Annotated in this window: 20 protein-coding genes; 8 read left to right on the top strand and 12 right to left on the bottom strand. The window is 57.7% G+C overall.

The window, feature by feature from the left end:
• The first annotated feature begins 468 nt into the window (after positions 1-468).
• On the top strand, positions 469-1,335 hold the full coding sequence (locus OHL22_RS17920; RefSeq protein ID WP_263340356.1) for a 2-dehydropantoate 2-reductase: 867 nt from the start codon (positions 469-471) through the stop codon (positions 1,333-1,335).
• Positions 1,336-1,407: 72 nt separating this feature from the next.
• Here OHL22_RS17920 and OHL22_RS17915 read toward each other — a convergent pair whose 3' ends face one another.
• The 7 genes from OHL22_RS17915 to OHL22_RS17885 form a co-directional block, all read right to left on the bottom strand.
• Complete coding sequence (locus tag OHL22_RS17915; RefSeq protein ID WP_263340353.1) at positions 1,408-1,668, bottom strand: hypothetical protein; 261 nt, start codon at positions 1,666-1,668, stop codon at positions 1,408-1,410.
• Between the two features lie 8 nt (positions 1,669-1,676).
• A complete protein-coding gene (locus tag OHL22_RS17910) occupies positions 1,677-2,045 on the bottom strand; it encodes a hypothetical protein (protein WP_263340350.1) in 369 nt (122 codons plus the stop codon).
• Between the two features lie 416 nt (positions 2,046-2,461).
• On the bottom strand, positions 2,462-3,064 hold the full coding sequence (locus OHL22_RS17905) for an REP-associated tyrosine transposase (RefSeq protein WP_263340347.1): 603 nt from the start codon (positions 3,062-3,064) through the stop codon (positions 2,462-2,464).
• Between the two features lie 9 nt (positions 3,065-3,073).
• Positions 3,074-3,286, bottom strand: a complete 213-nt coding sequence (locus tag OHL22_RS17900) for a hypothetical protein (RefSeq protein WP_263340345.1) — start codon at positions 3,284-3,286, stop codon at positions 3,074-3,076.
• A gap of 76 nt (positions 3,287-3,362) precedes the next feature.
• Positions 3,363-4,523 (bottom strand): nucleoside hydrolase, encoded by a 1,161-nt coding sequence (locus OHL22_RS17895; RefSeq protein ID WP_263340343.1) that lies wholly within the window; start codon positions 4,521-4,523, stop codon positions 3,363-3,365.
• 41 nt (positions 4,524-4,564) lie between these two features.
• Positions 4,565-5,308, bottom strand: a complete 744-nt coding sequence (locus tag OHL22_RS17890; RefSeq protein ID WP_263340341.1) for a DUF4262 domain-containing protein — start codon at positions 5,306-5,308, stop codon at positions 4,565-4,567.
• 75 nt (positions 5,309-5,383) lie between these two features.
• Positions 5,384-6,013, bottom strand: a complete 630-nt coding sequence (locus OHL22_RS17885; protein WP_263340339.1) for a hypothetical protein — start codon at positions 6,011-6,013, stop codon at positions 5,384-5,386.
• A gap of 210 nt (positions 6,014-6,223) precedes the next feature.
• On the opposite strand from OHL22_RS17885, the gene OHL22_RS17880 reads away from it, so the two are divergent.
• From OHL22_RS17880 to OHL22_RS17865, 4 genes are all read left to right on the top strand, one after another.
• Complete coding sequence (locus OHL22_RS17880) at positions 6,224-7,006, top strand: hypothetical protein (RefSeq protein ID WP_263340335.1); 783 nt, start codon at positions 6,224-6,226, stop codon at positions 7,004-7,006.
• Between the two features lie 38 nt (positions 7,007-7,044).
• Positions 7,045-7,644 carry a TetR/AcrR family transcriptional regulator gene (locus OHL22_RS17875; protein ID WP_263340333.1) on the top strand — a complete coding sequence of 200 codons (600 nt, stop codon included), beginning with the start codon at positions 7,045-7,047 and terminating at the stop codon, positions 7,642-7,644.
• Positions 7,645-7,995: 351 nt separating this feature from the next.
• A complete protein-coding gene (locus tag OHL22_RS17870; protein WP_263340331.1) occupies positions 7,996-9,048 on the top strand; it encodes an SDR family oxidoreductase in 1,053 nt (350 codons plus the stop codon).
• 453 nt (positions 9,049-9,501) lie between these two features.
• Positions 9,502-10,860: a cytochrome-c peroxidase gene (locus tag OHL22_RS17865; RefSeq protein WP_263340328.1), complete on the top strand. Its 1,359-nt coding sequence runs from the start codon at positions 9,502-9,504 to the stop codon at positions 10,858-10,860.
• A 7-nt stretch (positions 10,861-10,867) separates the two neighbouring features.
• Here OHL22_RS17865 and OHL22_RS17860 read toward each other — a convergent pair whose 3' ends face one another.
• Together OHL22_RS17860 and OHL22_RS17855 are read right to left on the bottom strand one after the other, a co-directional pair.
• Entirely contained in the window at positions 10,868-11,677 is an 810-nt protein-coding gene (locus tag OHL22_RS17860) for a carbohydrate-binding family 9-like protein (RefSeq protein ID WP_263340325.1), read from the bottom strand.
• 319 nt (positions 11,678-11,996) lie between these two features.
• Entirely contained in the window at positions 11,997-12,155 is a 159-nt protein-coding gene (locus OHL22_RS17855) for a hypothetical protein (protein ID WP_263340323.1), read from the bottom strand.
• Positions 12,156-12,233: 78 nt separating this feature from the next.
• Here OHL22_RS17855 and OHL22_RS17850 point away from each other — a divergent pair, with 78 nt between their 5' ends.
• On the top strand, positions 12,234-14,591 hold the full coding sequence (locus OHL22_RS17850; protein WP_263340321.1) for a tRNA uridine-5-carboxymethylaminomethyl modification enzyme MnmG/GidA: 2,358 nt from the start codon (positions 12,234-12,236) through the stop codon (positions 14,589-14,591).
• Between the two features lie 190 nt (positions 14,592-14,781).
• Here the strand turns inward: OHL22_RS17850 and OHL22_RS17845 are convergent, their stop codons facing one another.
• From OHL22_RS17845 to OHL22_RS17835, 3 genes are all read right to left on the bottom strand, one after another.
• The gene (locus OHL22_RS17845) at positions 14,782-15,186 is read right to left on the bottom strand and encodes a VOC family protein (protein ID WP_263340318.1); all 405 of its coding nucleotides are present in this window, start codon (positions 15,184-15,186) and stop codon (positions 14,782-14,784) included.
• Positions 15,187-15,275: 89 nt separating this feature from the next.
• Complete coding sequence (locus OHL22_RS17840; RefSeq protein ID WP_263340316.1) at positions 15,276-15,899, bottom strand: nuclear transport factor 2 family protein; 624 nt, start codon at positions 15,897-15,899, stop codon at positions 15,276-15,278.
• Positions 15,900-15,984: 85 nt separating this feature from the next.
• On the bottom strand, positions 15,985-16,557 hold the full coding sequence (locus tag OHL22_RS17835; RefSeq protein ID WP_263340314.1) for a hypothetical protein: 573 nt from the start codon (positions 16,555-16,557) through the stop codon (positions 15,985-15,987).
• A 212-nt stretch (positions 16,558-16,769) separates the two neighbouring features.
• On the opposite strand from OHL22_RS17835, the gene lepB reads away from it, so the two are divergent.
• Together lepB and dnaB are read left to right on the top strand one after the other, a co-directional pair.
• Positions 16,770-17,609, top strand: coding sequence for a signal peptidase I (gene lepB / locus OHL22_RS17830; protein ID WP_263340312.1), 840 nt, complete (start codon positions 16,770-16,772; stop codon positions 17,607-17,609).
• Positions 17,610-17,867: 258 nt separating this feature from the next.
• On the top strand, positions 17,868-19,256 hold the full coding sequence (dnaB, locus tag OHL22_RS17825; RefSeq protein WP_263340310.1) for a replicative DNA helicase: 1,389 nt from the start codon (positions 17,868-17,870) through the stop codon (positions 19,254-19,256).
• The last annotated feature ends 243 nt before the right edge of the window (positions 19,257-19,499 follow it).

Below are 19,499 nucleotides of genomic sequence, written 5' to 3'. Positions count from 1 at the left end.
CGGTGGAATGCAGAGCTGGCTGTTTCTATTGTGCCTGTTTGAGGGAAATTTATGCGCAAAGTCGATCGATTCACTGTCGACACTGAAGAGGAATGGCCGGAAATCCTGCGCTCCGCGAAAATAGCGTTACCGTTTACAACGCGATCCCTATGTTTGCCATCGAACATAACGAGGTGTGTTCTGGCAACAAATGTACAGGTGGTCAATGCTCTCCGTCTTACGATTCAGCACCTGGAAGAGGATATGGTACTGAGCCCAAGCGATTCAGCGTTGGAGACACTCAAGAGGCAATTGCTCCAGCGAATTGCTGCAAAGACGATTGAAGACGAAGACCTAAAGCACCCTCCGTCCCGAAATCACTCCGATCCGGTTGTTTAATTCTTAACTCCCTGCTGGATGTAGGGTTGTGAGACGAATCGGAGTGTGTCCTGCGCGTGGCCCCTGACTTTTCTTGAAATAATGGATCGCATGGCGCGCATTGCGGTGGTGGGGGTAGGGGCAATTGGAGCGGTGATAGCCGCATTGATCCATTCAACCGGGCAGCATGAGCTGGTACTGTGCACGCGACGGCCGCTCCCGAAGCTGGACGTGGAAACTCCTGAGGGCGACGTCAACCTTACATGCACTAACTACACCGATCCGGCACAGGCGGGGCCTGTTGATTGGGTGATGGTGGCTACCAAGGCTTACGATGCTGCGGGAGCGGGCGCGTGGCTTCAGCAACTATGCATACAAGGTGCGCCGGTGGCTGTCTTCCAGAACGGGGTGGAGCACCGAGAGCGCTTTGCTCCTTATGTCCCGGCGGAACAGATTGTGCCTGTCATTATTGATTGTCCTGCGGAACGGCGTGCGCCTGATAGCGTCCGCCAGCGCGGTGCTGCTGAACTCTTTATTCAGGATGACGGGCCGGGGCGCGCTCTTGCTGGGTTGTTCCATGGCTCTGCGGCGCAGATCACTTTGACTACGGATTTCGTCTCCGCTGCGTGGCGCAAGCTGTGCATTAACTCTGCCGGATCTATCTCTGCGCTTTTGGGTAAACCGGCAGGCATCTATCGCGACGAGGCTATCGGCCAATCGACGCTTGAGGTCGTGAGCGAGTGCGCTGCTGTGGGCCGCGCTGTGGGCGCAAAACTCGACGCGGATCTTCCGCAACAGGTGCTTGCGCAATACCGCAATTATCCCGTCGACGCAGTCAACTCGCTGCTTGCGGATCGGCTTGCTGGCCATGAGATGGAGACGGATGCGCGCGTGGGTGTGATTGTTCGTCGTGGACGGGAGCACAACGTTCCTACGCCGCGGAATGCGCTGTTGTTTTCGCTGCTCAAGGCGTTGTGAGCCGCCCGCCGGAGGATGGTGGAAGCAGTCCCGCCCACTCATCGCGATGAAGCTGCGATGAATGGGGCACAACTACTCTGGTGGGATGAGAAGCAGCGGGGTCGATGACTGGGCCACCTGCCCTTTTTCAGGGTTAAGACTGTATCGCCAGTTTGCACTGCCGACAACGGCAACGTGTTCGACAGCTTGAAAAAGCGACTGAACTTTATCCCGAAACAGTGAGTAGCTCGCGATATCAGAAAAGGCATGCGCCTCGTCGGACATGAGGTATTCTCGAGCCAAGATGTTCGGTTCGCCAAAGCGGATCCTTTCTAAAAATTCAACGCGCTCCATATTAGTTACTATTCGCTCTCCCCAGTCGGTGCTTCACTCAGAGCCGAGAGCCATCGCTCAATAACTTGATATGAACCGGAGTTCACGTCCCGGAGCGGGGTTATCGTAGCTGTCATGACAAGGTTTTCCCAGATGCGAGCGTTCTTGACGAAATCTCCATAGTAGTGAACATCATCGACTTTCCGGAAGTGTCGAAACCAGACACCTAACTCCGGAGCTCGTGAATGGATGTAGTTGTATGGGCCGGACACCCTTACTAGCGCAAAGGGGAAATGATGAGTGAATAATAGCACTCGGTCACCTTCCGTCATCTCGAGAGCGAACGCCCAGTAGTGGCGCTCGCTCTCGGGAAGAACGTCGCGGGTGACGGTGGTCATGTCGGGTACTCCTGACGAAAAGTCCAAGCCAATATACCCTGCGCATAAGCTTTCTACTGTGTGCCGGACGGCCTCGTGGGACTCATCGGGGTGTAGCTGCATACGCCAATATGCCATAATTCTTCCCTTCTCTATCGAGTATCGGTTTGTTTCTTCGTCAGTATATTCTCCGAAATTAGTATGCGAAATTTGTAGCAGAACATCCGACACGCGTTACATGAATGACAGTGGTGCTAATCAAGCCCGCGAAAGATATTTCGTGAGGATTACGCATGCCAGCTCATAGGTACAAGCGTAGAGGCAATTTCAAGAATTATTTCAATGTGCAGAGCTAGTCATCCGATCCGAAGACAGGCAGGTGGTCCGGCGACGCTTCGTCCCCTATCGTGACAGCCACAAACCGGACTGTGCCCCATTCATTGCGGCTTTATCCCGATGAGTGGGGGACGCAGTCTCGCTGTCCACTCCGATTCGATCTCCACCACACCTCGGGCTCCAGTTGCGTAATGGCGAAAGCTGGACCATGCCCAGTCCTCCGGTTTTGCCACCAATCCCCTCTTTACTGGATTGCGATGGATGTAGCGAACGACCTTGGAATGGGCTTCTTCGCCGCGAATGTTGCTGTCATAGTAACGCGACTGCCAGAACTGGCGTCCCGCCCACTCATCGCGATGAAGCTGCGATGAATGGGGCACAACTGCGTCCGTGGAATACGGATGCATAGAGGCCGATGTCTGGGACACCTGCCTCCGCAATTGCCGCGAAGTCATCTGTTTGAGGGATTTGAGAAATTGTGCGAGCAGAATCCGGGGCGGTTCGTTGATGAGCAGATGCACGTGTTCAGGCATCAAGACATAGGCGTAAATCCGAGCCTCGTGACGGGCTCGCGTTTCCTCGAGGATGGTCTCAAATGTTTCCTTTGTGGACGGAGCTTGGAGGAGTGGAAGACGGTGGAAGCAGCTGAAGGTGATGAAATGGAGCGCTTCCGCCTTCTGAAAGCGTTTCAATCCGGAGGGCATGAAAGCATCTTAGATGAGTTCCGCCCACTCATCGCGATCAAGCTGCGATGAATGGGGCACAGATTCGTTGGTGGGATGCTGAAGTGCGAACCGGATGAGTTCCGCCCACTCATCGCGATCAAGCTGCGATGAATGGGGCACAGTTTCGTTGGTGGGAGGCTGAGGCGCGAGTTGGATGAGTCCCGCCCACTCATCGCGATAAAGCTGCGATGAATGGGGCACAGTTTCGTCGGTGAGGGTATGGGGGATCGAGGCTGATGGGTGGGCTGTCTGCTCAGCGTCTGGGAAAATCGGCTGTTTACTGCGACGCAGATTGGGTCATGAGGTCGAGGAAGAGTTTTTCGAAGCGGGGCAGGTCGAGGTCTAGCTGGGCGTGGACTTTTTGGACGCCTGTTTGCGGGTGGAACTGGTCGGTCCAGGTCAGGGTGTTGCCGTATTCGGGGCCGTGGTTGATGTCTACGTCCATGTAGACCTGGCGCTCTTTGGTGATGAGGGTGGGATCGATGAGGGCGGCGGCGGTGATCTCGTCCCACATGTAATAGCGCTCTTCGGAAAATTTGGCGAGATATTGGGCGGCGGGCGAGGAGGATTTGGCGAGGGCGTCGACCATGGCCTGGGTGTAGCTGGCTTTTAGGGAGATATCGACGGTGGTGACGACGACACCAATGCCCGGATACTTATCCTCGGGGCGGGGCCAGGGCGCGCGGAGGACGATGCTGGCGGCTTCGGGGTCGAACCAGAAGTTGAACTCGTGGCGCGGGGTTTCGGTGAATTCAGGATCGTTGGTTTGGGGGTTGAGGCTGCCGCCCATGAGGACGATTCCCTGCGTGAGCTCGGCGAATTGAGGGTCGGTGCGGATGGCGAGGGCGATGTCGGTCATGGGTCCGCAGGCGAAGATGGTGACCTGGTGGGGGTGGGCGTGGACCTGGCGGATGAGGAAGTGGATGCCGTCTTCTGCAATGGGTTTGAGTGTGGGTGCGCCCTCGGGCAGGGGTGGGACTTCGTAGGGGCCGTGGGTCTTCTGGTAGATGACGGACTGGCCTGCGGGCAGGCGTTCGGGTGCGCCGGTGCTGGAGAGATTCGTTGGGCCGCCGCCCCAGGCTCCGAGCCAGTCGACGTTGCCGACTAGCGGGGCTTCGAGCTTTGTTTCCTGTTGCGTGCGGATGAGCGGGAAGACTGCGCCGAGGCTTAAGGGGATGTCGGTGTGGTGGGTGAGCTCGAGCATGCGCAGGGTGTGCTGGGCCTCTTCATCGCGCCAGGCGTTGCCGGTGACCATGGTGATGCCGAGGACTTGGATGTTTGGCGACTGGAGCAGGAGGAGCATGGACATCTGATTGGAGCCGCCGGGGCCGCTGCCGTCCTGGTCGATCAGGACTAATTTGCGTGGGGTGTCGGGGTGCTGCTGGGCGGTGGCGGCGATGGGCAGGGCTAATGCGAGGATGAGGGCTAGAGGGCGCATGGCCGGTATTGTTGCATACCCTTATTGGGAATGCTCTTCGGTTATTTCCGGGAATGCCAGGGATGCCAGTCGGAGCTTGCGTCGCGCCACAGACCCTCTCCTACTGCTAAATCAACTATTGGATCGAGGGACTTGTCTGCCGCTAACAAGGTTCCCAGCGGAACGACGCGCATTTCGTTTTCCGTTACGTCTGGACCCGCACCAGCGAAGATCTCCCATTCGTTTTCCTCCCAACGTGCAGCTTCGGTTGTGCGCTCGCCACGCAGGGCTTGAATGTTTGTTGTAGCGACGGAGTTGACGGGAATTGCATAGGTCCAGGATTCATGCAGCCAGCGCCATGCCCCCGCCGTCGTGGAACTCCATGGCTCGCTCATATCGGGGATGTCTACGGTCCAATGATCATTATCGGGAACGATCTGAACCACTGACATTTCCTTCACCTGGTAATAGTCCAAGGCGCCTAATAACAGCGATGAGGACCAACTCGAATGAGTCTCGCGAAGAGTGAATATTCCCTGTGAGCCGACTGCAAAAGGTGTTTTGGAGAAGCGACCTACTAGCTTCAGTTCTCTTGCAATGTTATTGATGATTTGATTGACATCCTTATACAGGTAGAGGATTGCTCCTGCGAGAATGAGTTCAAAGCTCACTTGCTCCGATAGCCCTATGGTGTAAGCAAAACGAGGACATGATCCTCCGGAAACCACATAGATATGATGGCCATTTCGGGCAATGTTTTCGCGAATCTGATTGAGTGCGCGCTCGCGTCTCTCGTCTTTGCTCATAATGATCCACTCTAGCTCACCGGCAATCTGAGATGTGGAACGTTGCATGGTGTTGCGTGTTAGATATTGGTGCGATCAGGGGGCGCAGGGGTAGGTGAGCTTGCGGGGGATGAGTGGGGTGGTGGGATTGTTGGTGAAGCGGATGGGGCTGGCGGAGAGAGCGGTGAGGTTGGCGCAGTCGTTGGAGAGGAATTCAAAGCAGGCGTAGCTGTCGCCGGTGACTATGCAGGTGGCGGTGCCGTAGATGGTGTTGGGTCCGTTGGCGTTCTGGGCTTTTGCGGAGCCGGTGGCGACGGCGGCGTTGTGGCCGGAGAGTTGGTAGCCGGAGCTGGGATTCATGTCGGGCTTGCCGAACTGGCCGAGCATGTCGCGGAGGACTTTGGAGACGGCGGCGGTGGGTCCGGCGGAGACTACGTAGGGGCTGATGCAGGATTGGTCGTAGCTCTTGAGAAAGATCATGTTGAAGCTGGTGCGCATGTCCATGACGGCGATGGGGGTGGAGACGCAGTCGGTGTCGGAGGCTTTGCGGGGGTTGGCGGTGAAGGTGGCGGGATAGGTGAAGTCGAAGTTCATCTCTTCACTGTGGTAGGTGGTGGTGCGGAGTGCGCGCGTGTAATGCTGGCGCGACTGCCCGGCGGCGAGCAGGGACAGGGTGCATGCGAGGGGCAGGATACATGCAAGGAGCAGGGCAAGACGGGGACGCATGGTGGGATTGTTGCACAAGAGGGCTGATCGTTTCGTGGATTTGAGGGTAGTTGACGGAAGACGGCTTTGGCGGCGAACCTGCTGCAAATTAGACAGTTTTGCGGGGTGGGAGCGAAGGTTTTGGTTCTGATTTGGGACTGCTGTTGTGTCTTGCACATTGGGGGATTTCGCGGGGAAAACCGCTCGCATCTGATGCCCTGATGGTGCGAGATGAGAGAGTTCGCGAGCAAGGTGTTGATGGCCTGCGCCGCGCTGTGCTGGTTGACAGGATGCCGCAGCAAACCGGCGGCTCCGCAGCGGCATGTGGTGGTTGTAGCGCAGCTGAAGGTTAAGCCGGCTCCGGCGACCCCGATTGCTGAAGAAAAAGTTGAGCTGGGTGAGGAGAGCTGGGATCCGGCGTGGGATTTGATTGTCGAAAAATCTCTGCCGAAGGAGATGGTGTGGTCGCGGAGAGCGGCGCGCGACGTACGGCCGTATTGTCCGCGATTTGGGGAGTTGAGCGAAGCGGACCGGCGGGCGTTCTGGGCGTATTTCTTTCAGGCGCTGGCGGGCGCGGAGGCAGGGCTGAAGCCGACTACGAATGTTCGCCATACTGAGCCGGAAGTGGCTGTGGTGGACAGCGTAACCAAGCGGATGGTGCGAAGCGAGGGATTGCTGCAACTGACGTACATGGATGCGGACCGGTATGGATGCGATTTTGACTGGGACGCGGATCGAAAGCTGAGAGAGCATGATCCGGAGAAGACGATTCTGCAGCCGGAGAACAATCTGACGTGCGGGATCAGGATTCTGGATAACCAGTTGTTTGTGCTGCACAGGCCGCTGCTGAGCCGATTGAGCTACTGGTCGACGCTGCAGCCGGGGACGGCGAGCTATCAGGTGTTTCGCAAGCAGATGGCGAATGTGCCGGAGGTGTGCCGGGTGAATCGGGCACAGGAGAAGCTCGCGCGTGCAAAGACAGCTATGGCATCGGCACCGATCGGGACGAAATGAGCGGCGGGCTGCTGGTAGAATGATCGTTCTATATTGTCATGCTGGGAGCGGGCGCGGCTGACTTTGCCGGCGACGTGCGAATGGAAACGAGCGACAAGCGAGAAGCGATTCTTGAGGCGATGCTGGACCTGATCGTGGAGCGGGGGTTTCACGATGCGCCGATGTCTGTGCTGGCGAAGCGGTCGGGAGCGAGCGCGGGGGTGATCTATCACTATTTTCCGAGCAAGGATGAGCTGATTCGCGCGGTGTATGAGCGCGTGAAGGCAGTGAAGCATGAGGTGTTGCTGAAGGGCTATTCGCAGGACATGAAGCCGCGCGAGGCATTTTTGCAACTGGCGCAGAACAGCTACCGGTTTTATCGCATGCACCGGCGTGAGGTGCGATTCATGGATCAGTATGTCAACTCGCCGTTTTGCGGAGATGGGACGGCGTGGATGGAAGATCCGAATGCGGCGAAGGTGTTGTGGTGGTTTCGGCCGAAGAAGAAGGGTGGGGTGTTGAAGGATCTGCCGCAGGAGGCGATTGACGCGCTGACGCAGGGGCTGGTGCAGAGCCTGGCTAAGGCGGATAAAGGATTTTCCGCAGAGACGGTACGCCGCGTGGCGGAGACGGTGTGGGAGGCTATCGCGGTGGGGTAAATCTGGAATTGGCTATGCGCTTCCCTGCAAAGCAGTTTTTGCTTTCGCATAGGCCAGGTCCGCCAACCCTTAAACCGCGCACAAGAGTTGAAAAGCTCGCCTCAGGGGCTAAAGCCCCCAAGATGTCATTGACTTTGTGCCGGGGATAAATCCCCGGCCTACCTTTTTGGGTGACCTGCCCTCTCGCGGGTTTGTGAGCATGGTTCGCGCTTTGCGCGAATGTGGTGCCCACATCTCTTCGAGATATGTGCACCCCGCCAGGAGTTGTGGCGTGTTTATTTTTTGCATCGACTAGAATGAACGTTCGATCTATTCTGTTGTTGGACGAATTTTTTGAAGACGAGAGATGGTATGAGTTCTGTTCTGGTGACGGGTGGATCAGGGTTTATTGGAGCGCACTGCATTCTGCAATTGCTGGAAGCGGGGCATGACGTGCGGACTACGGTGCGGAGCCGGAAGCGCGAGACCGATGTGAAGGCAATGTTGAAGGCGGGTGGCGCGAATCTGCTGTCGGGACCGGGGGCACGGCTGAGGTTTTTTGAGGCGGATCTGGAGAAGGATGCGGGATGGGCCGAGGCTGTGGCGGGATGCGAGTATGTGCTGCATGTGGCTTCGCCGCTGCCTCCGCATGCGCCGAAGCATGAGGATGAGCTGATTGTGCCGGCACGGGAGGGGACGCTGCGGGTGTTGAGAGCGGCGCGCGGTGCTGGGGTGAAGCGGGTGGTGGTGACTTCTTCGTTTGCGGCGATCGGGTATGGACATAAGCCACGCACGAAGCCGTTTGATGAGACGGATTGGACGGATCCGAATTCTCAGGGGCTGGCTGCTTATCCGAAATCGAAGACCGTGGCGGAAATGGCGGCGTGGGACTGGTGGAGACGCGAGGGCGGAGAGCTGGAGATGGCTGTGGTGAATCCGGTGGCGGTGTTTGGGCCGGTGCTGGGACCGGATTATTCGGCATCCATTCTGCTGGTGCAGCGGCTGATGATGGGGCAATTGCCGGGATGTCCGAAGCTGTGGTTTGGGATAGTGGATGTACGGGATGTGGCCGATCTGCATCTGCGGGCGATGACTGCCGCGGAGGCGAATGGAGAGCGGTTTCTGGCGGTTGCCGGTGAGGCGTGGCCGATGGTGCGGATGGCGCGTGCATTGCGCGAGAGGCTGGGTGAGGCAGCGAAGCGCGTACCGAGGCGGGTGATTCCGAACTGGATGGTGCGGCTGGTGGCGCTGCGGGACGAGGCCGCGAAGCTGATATTGCCGGAGCTGGGTAAGGTGAAGCAGATGAGTCATGCCAAGGCGGAGCGCGTGCTGGGTTGGAAACCGCGATCGAATGAGGAGGCGGTGGTGGCTACGGCTGAGAGCCTGGTGGGGTTGGGGTTGCTGGGTGATTATGCTGGGAAGTGAATTCGGGATAGCAGCGAAATGGATGGCCTGAGGTGAAAGATACACTCGCGTACAAGTACCCGCTGATCAAGATCAAAGCTCGCCTCAGGGGCTGAAGCCCCGATGTTGGAGTTGGCTTTGTGCCGGGGATAAATCCCCGGCCTACCTGTTGATGGTGCCCTGCCCTTAGGGGGAGCACGAGTGTCTCTGATCTTTCCGTTTTGCGCTTTGCGCGAATTTGGTCCCACATCTCTTCGAGATATCAGGCACCCACACCCGGCTGTAGTCCTGAAAAAGCGGTGAAGAACAGTTTCTTCATGATCTAAACATCGGATGAGCTTGATCCGTTCGGTTCTGACTCTTCTCTAAACCTCGTTTTTATCTGAAATGTAATAGAGGCGCGATATCCTCACTTCTCGTGTCGGCGTTTTCGCTGCTGAGCTGGCGTTTACCGGCGTGAGGATTGAGTAAGTCATGCGACTGATTCCGCTGCTTGCTGCGATTGTGATTACCGTAGCCTGCTGGTCGAGCCAAACGCCCATGCAGGGAACGTCCAATGCGGCACAGAGAGGGAAATCTTCTAACACTACGGCCGTTGAACAGGCGGCAGGGGCGCGGCTGGATGCTCCGGCGGTGCCTTTGAGCGCGATGGCGCGGCTGGGCGAGAAGATGTTTTTCGACCCGAGCCTGTCCGGTTCCGGCAAAATGTCGTGCTCTACCTGCCACGACCCGGCACATGCTTATGCGCCGGCCAATGGGCTGCCGGCACAATTGGGCGGAAGCGAGCTGCGCCTGCAGGGTATTCGCGCGGTGCCGACCCTCACGTATCTGGAGCGTACGCCGCGATTCAGGGTCCGTCTGGATAGCGCTTCCGATCCTGACGAACATGTTGTGGCCAAAGCCTCCAGACTTTCTGCTTCGTTGGCGAGTGTCAGGATCACGCCGGGAAACTATCTGAATCCTTTGCATGGCGAACCGGTTGTTCCTGAGGGCGGCATGGATTGGGATGGCCGCGCGGCGACCCTAGCCGATCAGCCAAGCGGTCCGCTACTGGACCCAAGGGAGATGGCCAACAGAGACGCCGCGGCATTGCTGGCTAAACTCAAGGCCGCGCCGTACGCCAATGAATTCACTGCTGTCTTCGACGCCGATGCGCTTGGGTCGCCGAAGGCCGGCTTAGCCGACATGTATCTTGCGCTGGCGCGGTTCATGACGGAGGACCGCAGTTTCCATGCGTATAACAGCAAATTCGACTACTATCTGGCTGGCCGTGTGCAACTCACGGCGCAGGAGTTGCGTGGTTTGCAATTGTTTGACGATCCAAACAAGGGCAATTGCGCGATGTGCCATCTGGACAAGCCGACGAAAAACCGCGCTGCGCCTGCATTCACGGACTATGAGTTCGAAGCGCTGGCGGTGCCGCGCAACAGGCATCTCGCGGTCAATCGCGATCCGGCGTACTTCGATGAAGGCCTGTGCGGTCCGCTGCGCAAGGATGTTACCAACCTGAGCTATTGCGGACTGTTCAAGACGCCCACGCTGCGCAACGTGGCGACGCGGCGAGTTTTCTTTCACAACGGCGCGGTGCATTCGCTGGAGGATGCGGTTCGATTCTATGTGGAGCGGGAGACGCGACCGGAGAGATGGTACCCGCGCAGAGCGGATGGTACTGTGGCGATGTATGATGATCTGCCGCCGGGCCACCGGGCTGCTGTCGACGTCAAGGATGCGCCCTTTAATCGACATCGCGGCGAAAAGCCTGCTCTTGATGAGCAGGAGATCAAAGATATTGTGGCTTTTTTGAATACGCTGACCGATGGCTACAGGCCATGATGCCGGCTCAGGGTTGGTTGCGGAAGTTTAGATAGCCCCAGTGTTCGGGGATGTGCATGTTGATTTCGCCTTGCGGGGTCCAGACCCAGTTGTCTTCGGTGTGGACGCCGGGTTTGTTGTTCGCGGGGTTGTGGCCATCGACGCCTTTGGGCCACTCGACACGGCTGAAGTTGGCGCGCCATTGATCGCCTGCGTGGGGTGCGGTGACGGGCAGGCGGCTGGCGAAGGCGGCGAAGGGGATGGCGATTTCGACGGTCCAGCCGTGGTCAGTGTCGGAGGGGTTGTTGAGTGTGCCCTGCACGGCTACGGCGGTTTTCAGGCCGGGGATGTTCCAGCTTGAGTCGGCGTGACCGCCCAGGCGATAGGGCTTGTCGAGGTAGAGATCCCAACTGGTGTTAAGTGCGTTGATTTCGAATTCGAAGTAGCCGGTGGCTGGCTGTTTTGAGCCGTCGGGAGTGTCAACTTCGGCGGGGGGCTTGAGGAAGAGCTCGAAATCGTTGTCGTGGTAGATGACGGCGTCGTGCTGGGTGATGGTGGCTTTGACGTCGGGCTCCTGAAGCTCGGCGGCGATATAGAGGTAGGTGTCATCCCAGAGGAGCTTGGCGCGGGTGCGGAAGCGGGGAGTGGGGCCTGCGTCTCCACGGATATCGACGAAATCGGTGGTCCAGGAGGCGCGACGCCATGCGGGGTCGTCAAGCTTGCCGTCGATCTTGATGGGGTGCGGGGCGCGGTAGCAGTCGTAGGACCTGGGGGTTTCGGGGGCATGGGCTGAGGCTAGCGATGCGGTGAGAAGAAGGATGAGCGCGCTGCGGTGCATTTTGGGATTGTTGCATACGGGAGCAGTGTGAGGGGGATGTGTGATGCTGGTCTTTGGGGCAGTGAGCGGCGCGGGACTTGACGCTTTGCTATGGAGAAGCAGATCCTTCGCTGCGCTCTGGATAACAACTTGAAGGGGAATCTCAATCTGGTGGAGCTTTGGAGCTTGGGGAGCGTCCTATCCGGCGATATGTAGTCAGTAATAGACGATGCACAATGGTTGTCCGTACGTTGGCATCTTGGCAAAACATCGTTGTATAAGAGCACGATCGCTCGGGGCTTTGTCTCGGTTGCCGGCAAGTTCACTGTGTGGCCAAACCTTATTTGCAGGGAAGCAACTGAAGTAAGAGCGCCACGAGCGCAAAGATCAGGAATGGGACGATCGACCTGGAGAGCGCATTTTTCTGCTCTTCGGGATCGATGGAGCGATATATCACACGCTTGCCGTTCCTCACTGTCGGCTTGTAGTAGGTCGACATCGCTTTATGCTGTCAGGGGTGTTGGCGCAGCCCAATAGCAAATGCGACAAAATTTGGAAATCCGTAGAATGGGTATATATGGGTTTTACGGAAGAGTTTGATGTGGCTGTTGTTGGGGCGGGGCATGCCGGGTGCGAGGCTGCTATGGCGGCGGCGCGCATGGGGTTGAAGACTGCCCTGATCACCATGAATCTGGATCTGATTGCGCAGATGTCTTGCAACCCCGCTATTGGCGGCATTGCCAAGGGGCACCTGGTGCGCGAGGTGGATGCGCTGGGTGGCGTGATGGGTGTGGTGGCGGATGCGGTGGGGATTCAGTTTCGGCTGCTGAATACTTCGCGGGGGCCTGCGGTTTGGAGTCCGAGGGCGCAGTGCGATAAGGCGCAGTACCGGGTGAAGATGCGCGAGGTGCTGGAGGGGCAGCGGAATCTGCATATCAAGCAGGCGGAAGTGACTGATCTGGTGCTGGAAGAGGTGGGTAGAGATCAGGGGTCAGAGATCAGAGGTCGGGTGGCTGAGGACGCGAGATTGGTGGTACCCACCCTTTCGGCACAGAACGCCGAAAGGATGGGGCACCCGGCGGATTCGGTCGAGGGACCAGGGACCGGTGAAGCAGGGACCAGGGACCAGGGATCAGGGACCAGCGAACAAAAGCGAATTCGAAAGGTGCTGGGGTTGAAGCTTAGAGATGGGCGGCGGTTGATGGCTCGGGCTACTGTCATCACTACTGGCACGTTTTTGAATGGGTTAATTCATTGCGGGGAGGAGCGGTATCCGGCCGGGCGGAGTGGGGAGCCTGCTTCAGTGCTTTTGGGTGAGGCGCTGCGGCGGCTGGGGTTGCGGACTTGCCGGTTGAAGACTGGGACGCCTCCGCGGCTGGATGGAAGGACGATACGGTGGGAGGCTTTTGCGGAGCAGCCGGGGGATGCTGATCCGACGCCGTTCAGTTTCAGGACGACGAAGATTGTGCAGCCGCAGGTGAGCTGCCATATTGCTTACACGACGCCACGGACGCTGGAGATTATTCGCGAGAATGTGGGGCGGTCGGCGATGTATTCGGGGCAGATTGAGGGCGTGGGACCGCGGTATTGTCCGTCGATTGAAGACAAGATTGTGAAGTTTCCGGATAAGACGCAGCACCAGTTCTTTCTGGAGCCGGAGGGGCTGAACACGCATGAGGTGTATGTGAACGGGATGTCGACTTCGCTGCCGATGGAAGTGCAAGCAGAGATTGTGCGGTCGATTCCGGGACTGGAAGATGCGGAGATGCTGCGGCCGGGTTATGCGATTGAGTATGACGCGGTGGATGCTACGGAGCTGGATCGTGCGCTGAAGGTGAAGTGCATGGAGGGGCTGTATCTGGCGGGGCAGATCAATGGGACGAGCGGCTATGAAGAGGCGGCTTGTCAGGGGCTGATGGCCGGGATCAATGCGGCGCTGTGGGTGAAGGGCGAGGCTCCGTTTACGCTGGACCGGACTGAGGGGTATACGGGGATATTGATTGATGACTTGATCTCGAAGGGGACGAACGAGCCGTACCGGATGTTTACTTCACGGGCGGAGTTTCGGCTGCATTTGCGGATTGATAATGCGGATCGCCGGTTGACGGCTTATGGCCGGAAGCTGGGGCTGGTGGATGATGCGACTTGGGCTGCTTATGAGCGCAAGCAGGAGCGGATGGCGGCGCTGGAGAAGCTGCTTAAGACGAAGAAGGCGAATGCGATTGAGGGACCAGGGATCAACCACCCCAGCAGGGACCAGGGACCAGCCAACGGGGGGCAGGGATCAAAGATCAGAGATCAGGCCACTGAGGACGGGGGATTAGTGGTACCCACCCTTTCGGCAGAAAGCGCCGAAAGGATGGGGCACCCGGTATCGCTGGTGGAGTTAGTGAAGGCGAATCCGGGTGCTACCTGGGCGGTGCTTTTGAAGCGGCCTGAGGTGACGATTGATCGGGTGCTACCGGCGCTGGTGAATGAATTGAGGAGCGATCCTTTGCTAGTGGATTATGCGCTGATTTCGCTTCAACATCGAACATCGCTCTCACATCTGGACGACAAAGAACGTCATCCAGATATAGGGCACCCAGATTCGATATTGAAGACAGAGGATGCTGTGGCTCGGTCTGTTGCGCGGAATGAGGCTAAGGCTGTCGAGACGGAGATCAAGTTTGCCGGGTATCTGGAGCAGCAGAAGAAGGCGATTGAGAAGCTGAAAGCTGCGGAGGGTGTGCGGATTCCGGAGTGGCTGGATTACTCGGTGATCAGTGGGTTATCGCGGGAGATGCAGGAGAAGCTGGGGCGGGTTAGGCCGGAAACGATTGGGCAGGCCAGCCGGATTCCGGGGGTGACTCCGGCAGCGCTGGGGCTGGTGCATGTTTCGATACGGATACAAGGGGAGAAGCGGGCGCGTGGGCCTGAGGTCGTTGTCGCTTAGCGACAACGACTGTGGAGTGGGAGTGTGAACGGCTCCGCGATGGTGGATTACGCTCGCTTGTTGGGGAGAAGCAGATTCGGTTTGGGAATGACCGAAAGACCGGCGAAGACAAAAGCAGATCCTTCGCTTTGCTCAGGATGACAACTTTTGTTGGTGTCGGAGGCTGCTTGCTGATTGATGCGCCGCTGGCTTATTCGATGATCTGGCCGAGGCCTATGGTGTAGCCGTTGCAATCGCGGATGGTGAATTCGCGGCAGCCGTAGGGTTGGTCGCAAAGAGGCGCAGTGATGGTGACACCTTTCTGCGTGAATTCTTCGTAGAGGGCATCGGCGTTGTCGATCCAGATGTAGGCGTCCCAGATGGTTTGTTCGGGATCGACGGTGCTGTTGGGGCGCATGGAGCCGGGCTGCGCGGGCTGGCTGAGCATGATGTGGGCGCGGTTGCGGTGAATGATGGTGAAGCACGGCGGATCGCCCCAGACCTGCTCATAACGGAAGCCCAGTTTGTCGCGATAGAAGTTGGCGGTTGCGATTACGTCATCGACGATGAAGTACGGTGCGGCGTTCCAGCGAGGCTTGCGTACGGCTTCTTCCATGGATGGCCTCCGATACTGCGAGGAAGTGTACCGCAAGCAGGAAAACCCCTTACGCTGCGAGAAGAAATTCACAGCTTTTTGAAAACGCGCTACTGCTTGGGATCGTCAGTTGGGCCGGTCTGTTTGTCTTTGCTGAAGATGGGGATGTGGAAAGGCAGCTCGGCGTCGGACTTTTCTTTCTTCTTTGCCTTGGCCTTGTTGGGTGAGTCTTCGCGAATGGCGGTGCGCTGCGCGTTGAGGCAGTACCAGTTGCCGTGCTGACGCTGGAAGACGTGGGTGAAGACGCCCTTATCGATGACTTCATTGCCATTGACTTTGTGCCGGTAGGAGTAGGTGCCGTTGGCTACCGCTACGTCGCCGAGCATGCGGACGGTGATGACATGCATGTCGGTAACGGCGGTTTTGTCGTCCTGGTTGATGAGGGCTACGATCTGCTGATTGCGGGTGGTGACGTCTCCGTTGGCGGCGACGTTGATGAAGAGCGGCGAGAGAACGAGTTCAAGGCCGTACTGATCGCGCTGATTGAGAGCGTCTGACCACTTGGTTTCAATCTTCTGCAGATCGGCGATGGCGGGATTGTCGGTGGTGGTGATGGGCGCGTTCACAACGGGCGGCGCGGTTGATGCGGCTTCCTGAGCGAAAGCAGGCATGGCCAATGCGGGCAGGCTAAGGACGGCAAAAGTGGTGCGAAGGAGAAATGCGAATGACTTCATAAAAGAGCTACCCCTTAAGACCATTTTAGTTGGCTCGGGGTGAGCAGCTGGAAATGGAAGCTGGCAGGTGACCGGTGAGTTTCGTTTAAGGATTGGGTGAAGACTGCATACGGGCGCGGAGGTGGGACTCGGCTTCGTCGCTCCAATAGCGGCAATTGAGGCGAATGAAGACTGAAGTGTAGGGGATGGCGAGGTGGGTTTTGAGGACGAGGATGTGGAAGGTCCGGCTGGCTTCGGCAATGTTGGCGATGATTTTTTCGTGGGGCAGTGAGGTGACGTTGTATGGATGCAGGAGGTCTTTGATCTCGTCGCGATAATGCGAGACACCGGGGGCGTCTTCTTCGGGAACGTAGGGGAGTTCGGCGTCGAGGGTGATGTCGGGGCGGACGTGTTCGGAGCGATTGATTGTGCCGAGGACGTAGCGGAGGACGTCGGTCATGCCGTCGTTGGTTTCGATGGTTTCGATGCCGGGCGCGGATTGGAGCGGATAGGCGGAATCGACAACGAGGATCCAGTTGCGATGGCCTAGGAGCGGCATTTCATTGCGGACGGCGGCGTGCCAGTCGGCTGGTGGATCGGGCGCGGCGGCGTGGAGGGTGACGGCGGCAGCGAAGAGCATGAGAGACAGCAGATTGAGAGCAGGGATCTTACGGAGCATCGCGAGGAGACCTCGTTGAGAAATTGGCGCGGCAATAACAGGACGCAACAGCGGCGGGGATCATTCTAGTCTGCTGAACACCGGCCAGGTTGTTCTGACGAGGTAATTGGACTTGTCACCCAAATGGAAATAGCCCAGCGGCTATATTGGTGACAGCAGCCGGGGTTCAAGGCCTGTCTTGAGAAACGTGCTCAAAGGATTGGGATTAATACATGGGAAAAAACAACATGCAGCCCGCGATTGTGGCGCCGGCGAATCCTGACGCTCAGGGTGGAGATGCGGACAAAGAGACGCCGTTTGAAGCGGTCGCGAGCATCTGTCTGGTGCTGGTGGTGGGGCTGTTCATCCTGACGTTTATAGGCCAAAACTATATGATTCCGTCGGGGTCGATGGAAAACACTTTGCTGGTTGGCGATCATCTGCTCGTCGATCAGATCACGCTATCGCCGCCCGCTTCGTGGATGCCGCTCATAAGGTATCGCGAGCCGAGGCGCGGCGATATTGTGGTGTTCCGCAAGCCTGTTTATCAGTCAGGTATTGATGCCACTGACGCGGATGGAACACCGAAATACACTCCCCTGGTGAAGAGGTTGATTGGCGTACCAGGCGATCATATTCATCTTCGCAACGGCATCGTGATCGTGAATGGCGTCGCGCAGCCTGTTGGATTTGCGCAGCCGACGACGACGGATAACTTCAACGAATTCCTCGATGATTTTCCCGCAGTACCCCCATCGGAGGCGACTGGGGCCGCAGAGTCGTGGGCTGTGAGCTTCTCAAATTATGTGCACGACGGCGACTTGGTGGTTCCACCCGGCATGTACTTCATGATGGGCGACAACCGGCACAACAGCCTGGACTCGCGCTTTTGGGGCTTCGTGCCGCGGGAAAACATTATCGGACGGCCATTGTTCAACTATTGGTCTTTCGAAACGCCGGATGACCAAGGTGAGAAAAAAGGGATTGGCAATTCGCTGGCGTGGATGGGGCATGTGGCTTTGCACTTCTTTACCGGGACGCGCTGGAGCCGGACTTTTCATATGGTGCGTTGAGCGAAGTCTCGACGGAAACCGGCTCTAAGCTATTGACAACGTAGCAAAGAGCCAGAAGCCTGCGTCTATCTTTACCGTTATAGTGCAAGCATCTGTGGTGAGAGACCGGGGCTGAAGCCCCGTTCTTCCCACCGGATGATTCAGGGGCATGAATGCCCCTGCTCCCTCCGATCTCCCTTTTGCAGAGACCGAGAGGAGATTTCCTCACTGTCCACAGGCACAGAAAAACGGCTCTGTTTCCAATAAACTTGGATTGAGATGGCCGCTTCTTCCACATTCAGTCTTGACCAGGGCTTACCTGCGAACGTATCCGCCGAGAAGATGATTCTTGGGGCGATTCTGCTGGACAACCAGGCGATTTCCGAGGCGCAGGAAAAGCTGACGGCTGAGGACTTTTCGCTGGATTCGCATCAGCGCATTTACATGCGGATGACGGAGCTGGAGTCGGCCGGGCATGCCGTTGACCTGGTGACGCTGGCGAATGAGCTGGCGCGGTACAAGGAGATCGAGTCGGTGGGCGGCGTGGCGTATCTGACGTCGCTGACCGAGGGGCTGCCGCGGCGGCCGATCATCGAAGAGTACATCCGGATCGTCAAGGACAAGAGCCTGCTGCGGCAGCTGATGCTGATCTGCTCGGCGGCGATTGCGCGCGCTGCCGACCAGAGCGAGACGGCACTGGATGTGCTGAATGCCGCCGAAGGCCAGCTGATGGTGGTCGGCGAGAAGAGCATCTCGAAGGGGCTGGCGAGCCTGGAGGATATTGTCGCCGGGTCGTTCGGGTCAATCGACAACCTGTATTCGCAGGCGCGCGAGGTTACGGGGCTGGCAACGCACTTTATCGAGTTCGACAAGATGACGTCGGGGTTGCAGAAGAGCGAGCTGATCATCATTGCGGCGCGGCCCTCGATGGGTAAGACGGCGTGGGCGATCAACATTGCGCAGAACGCGGCGGTGCAGGGCGGCGCGGTGGTGGCGGTGTTTTCGCTGGAGATGTCGAAAGAGGCGCTGTTGAGAAGAATGCTTGCTTCGCAGGCGTGGGTTGATCAGCGCAAATTGCAGACGGGCTTTTTGGGGCGCGAGGATCAGGAGAAGCTGCGCAGGGCGTTGGAAGAGCTGGTGGAGTCGAAGGTGTTTATCGATGACACGCCGGGTATTTCGCTGGCGGAGATGCGGGCGAAGACGCGGCGGCTGAAGCAGGCGAATGGCGGCAAGCTGGATCTGGTAGTGATCGATTATCTGCAGCTCATGACGGCTACGCTGCCGACGCAGGGCGGTAAGAAGTACGAGAACCGGACACAGGAAGTTTCGGCGATTTCGCGCGGGCTGAAGGCGCTGGCGAAGGAGATGGATGTGCCGGTGATTGCGCTGAGCCAGTTATCGCGTAACAGTGAACGGCGCGGCGATGACAAGAAGCCACTGCTGAGCGATCTGCGTGAGTCGGGATCGATTGAGCAGGATGCAGACGTGGTGGCGTTTATTCACCGCGAGAGTTATTACAACCGCGATAAGGAAGAGAATCCGGACGATAAGAACAAGGCGGAGATTATTATCGCCAAGCAGCGTAACGGTCCGACGGGATCGGTGGAGCTGGCGTTTCTATCGCAGTTTACGCGGTTTGAGAATCTGGATACGCATCACCAGGAGTAGGCATTCGCGATCGAGCGGCAATCGTGATTGTCCGAATTTATGCTCGATTTTATTCCTGCGGATCGTGTATCAATGGCGCTTTGACCTGATGTGGCCAGTTAAGAACTCATCCGCTCTACCGATGGCTTTTCTCAAACGGATTCATGCATGATAGAGAAGATTGCCTTGCGTGAAAATTCACCTCGATCTTCACCTGAAAGCTGGCGTTCTATGAGGTCCTTTCTATCTATCCTTCATTTGCCT

This window comes from Acidicapsa dinghuensis (genome assembly GCF_025685685.1).
Taxonomy (GTDB): Bacteria; Acidobacteriota; Terriglobia; order Terriglobales; family Acidobacteriaceae; genus Acidicapsa; species Acidicapsa dinghuensis.
Note: the sequence above shows the minus strand (reverse complement) of the source record. Positions and strands in the feature narration are given on the sequence as shown.

Coding starts and splice junctions, on each gene's coding strand:
- OHL22_RS17920 (WP_263340356.1), top strand. CDS start 469: ATGGCGCGCATTGCGGTGGTGGGGGTAGGGGCAATTGGAGCGGTGATA.
- OHL22_RS17915 (WP_263340353.1), bottom strand. CDS start 1,668: ATGGAGCGCGTTGAATTTTTAGAAAGGATCCGCTTTGGCGAACCGAAC.
- OHL22_RS17910 (WP_263340350.1), bottom strand. CDS start 2,045: ATGACCACCGTCACCCGCGACGTTCTTCCCGAGAGCGAGCGCCACTAC.
- OHL22_RS17905 (WP_263340347.1), bottom strand. CDS start 3,064: ATGCCCTCCGGATTGAAACGCTTTCAGAAGGCGGAAGCGCTCCATTTC.
- OHL22_RS17895 (WP_263340343.1), bottom strand. CDS start 4,523: ATGCGCCCTCTAGCCCTCATCCTCGCATTAGCCCTGCCCATCGCCGCC.
- OHL22_RS17890 (WP_263340341.1), bottom strand. CDS start 5,308: ATGAGCAAAGACGAGAGACGCGAGCGCGCACTCAATCAGATTCGCGAA.
- OHL22_RS17885 (WP_263340339.1), bottom strand. CDS start 6,013: ATGCGTCCCCGTCTTGCCCTGCTCCTTGCATGTATCCTGCCCCTCGCA.
- OHL22_RS17880 (WP_263340335.1), top strand. CDS start 6,224: ATGAGAGAGTTCGCGAGCAAGGTGTTGATGGCCTGCGCCGCGCTGTGC.
- OHL22_RS17875 (WP_263340333.1), top strand. CDS start 7,045: ATGCTGGGAGCGGGCGCGGCTGACTTTGCCGGCGACGTGCGAATGGAA.
- OHL22_RS17870 (WP_263340331.1), top strand. CDS start 7,996: ATGAGTTCTGTTCTGGTGACGGGTGGATCAGGGTTTATTGGAGCGCAC.
- OHL22_RS17865 (WP_263340328.1), top strand. CDS start 9,502: ATGCGACTGATTCCGCTGCTTGCTGCGATTGTGATTACCGTAGCCTGC.
- OHL22_RS17860 (WP_263340325.1), bottom strand. CDS start 11,677: ATGCACCGCAGCGCGCTCATCCTTCTTCTCACCGCATCGCTAGCCTCA.
- OHL22_RS17855 (WP_263340323.1), bottom strand. CDS start 12,155: ATGTCGACCTACTACAAGCCGACAGTGAGGAACGGCAAGCGTGTGATA.
- OHL22_RS17850 (WP_263340321.1), top strand. CDS start 12,234: ATGGGTTTTACGGAAGAGTTTGATGTGGCTGTTGTTGGGGCGGGGCAT.
- OHL22_RS17845 (WP_263340318.1), bottom strand. CDS start 15,186: ATGGAAGAAGCCGTACGCAAGCCTCGCTGGAACGCCGCACCGTACTTC.
- OHL22_RS17840 (WP_263340316.1), bottom strand. CDS start 15,899: ATGAAGTCATTCGCATTTCTCCTTCGCACCACTTTTGCCGTCCTTAGC.
- OHL22_RS17835 (WP_263340314.1), bottom strand. CDS start 16,557: ATGCTCCGTAAGATCCCTGCTCTCAATCTGCTGTCTCTCATGCTCTTC.
- lepB (WP_263340312.1), top strand. CDS start 16,770: ATGGGAAAAAACAACATGCAGCCCGCGATTGTGGCGCCGGCGAATCCT.
- dnaB (WP_263340310.1), top strand. CDS start 17,868: ATGGCCGCTTCTTCCACATTCAGTCTTGACCAGGGCTTACCTGCGAAC.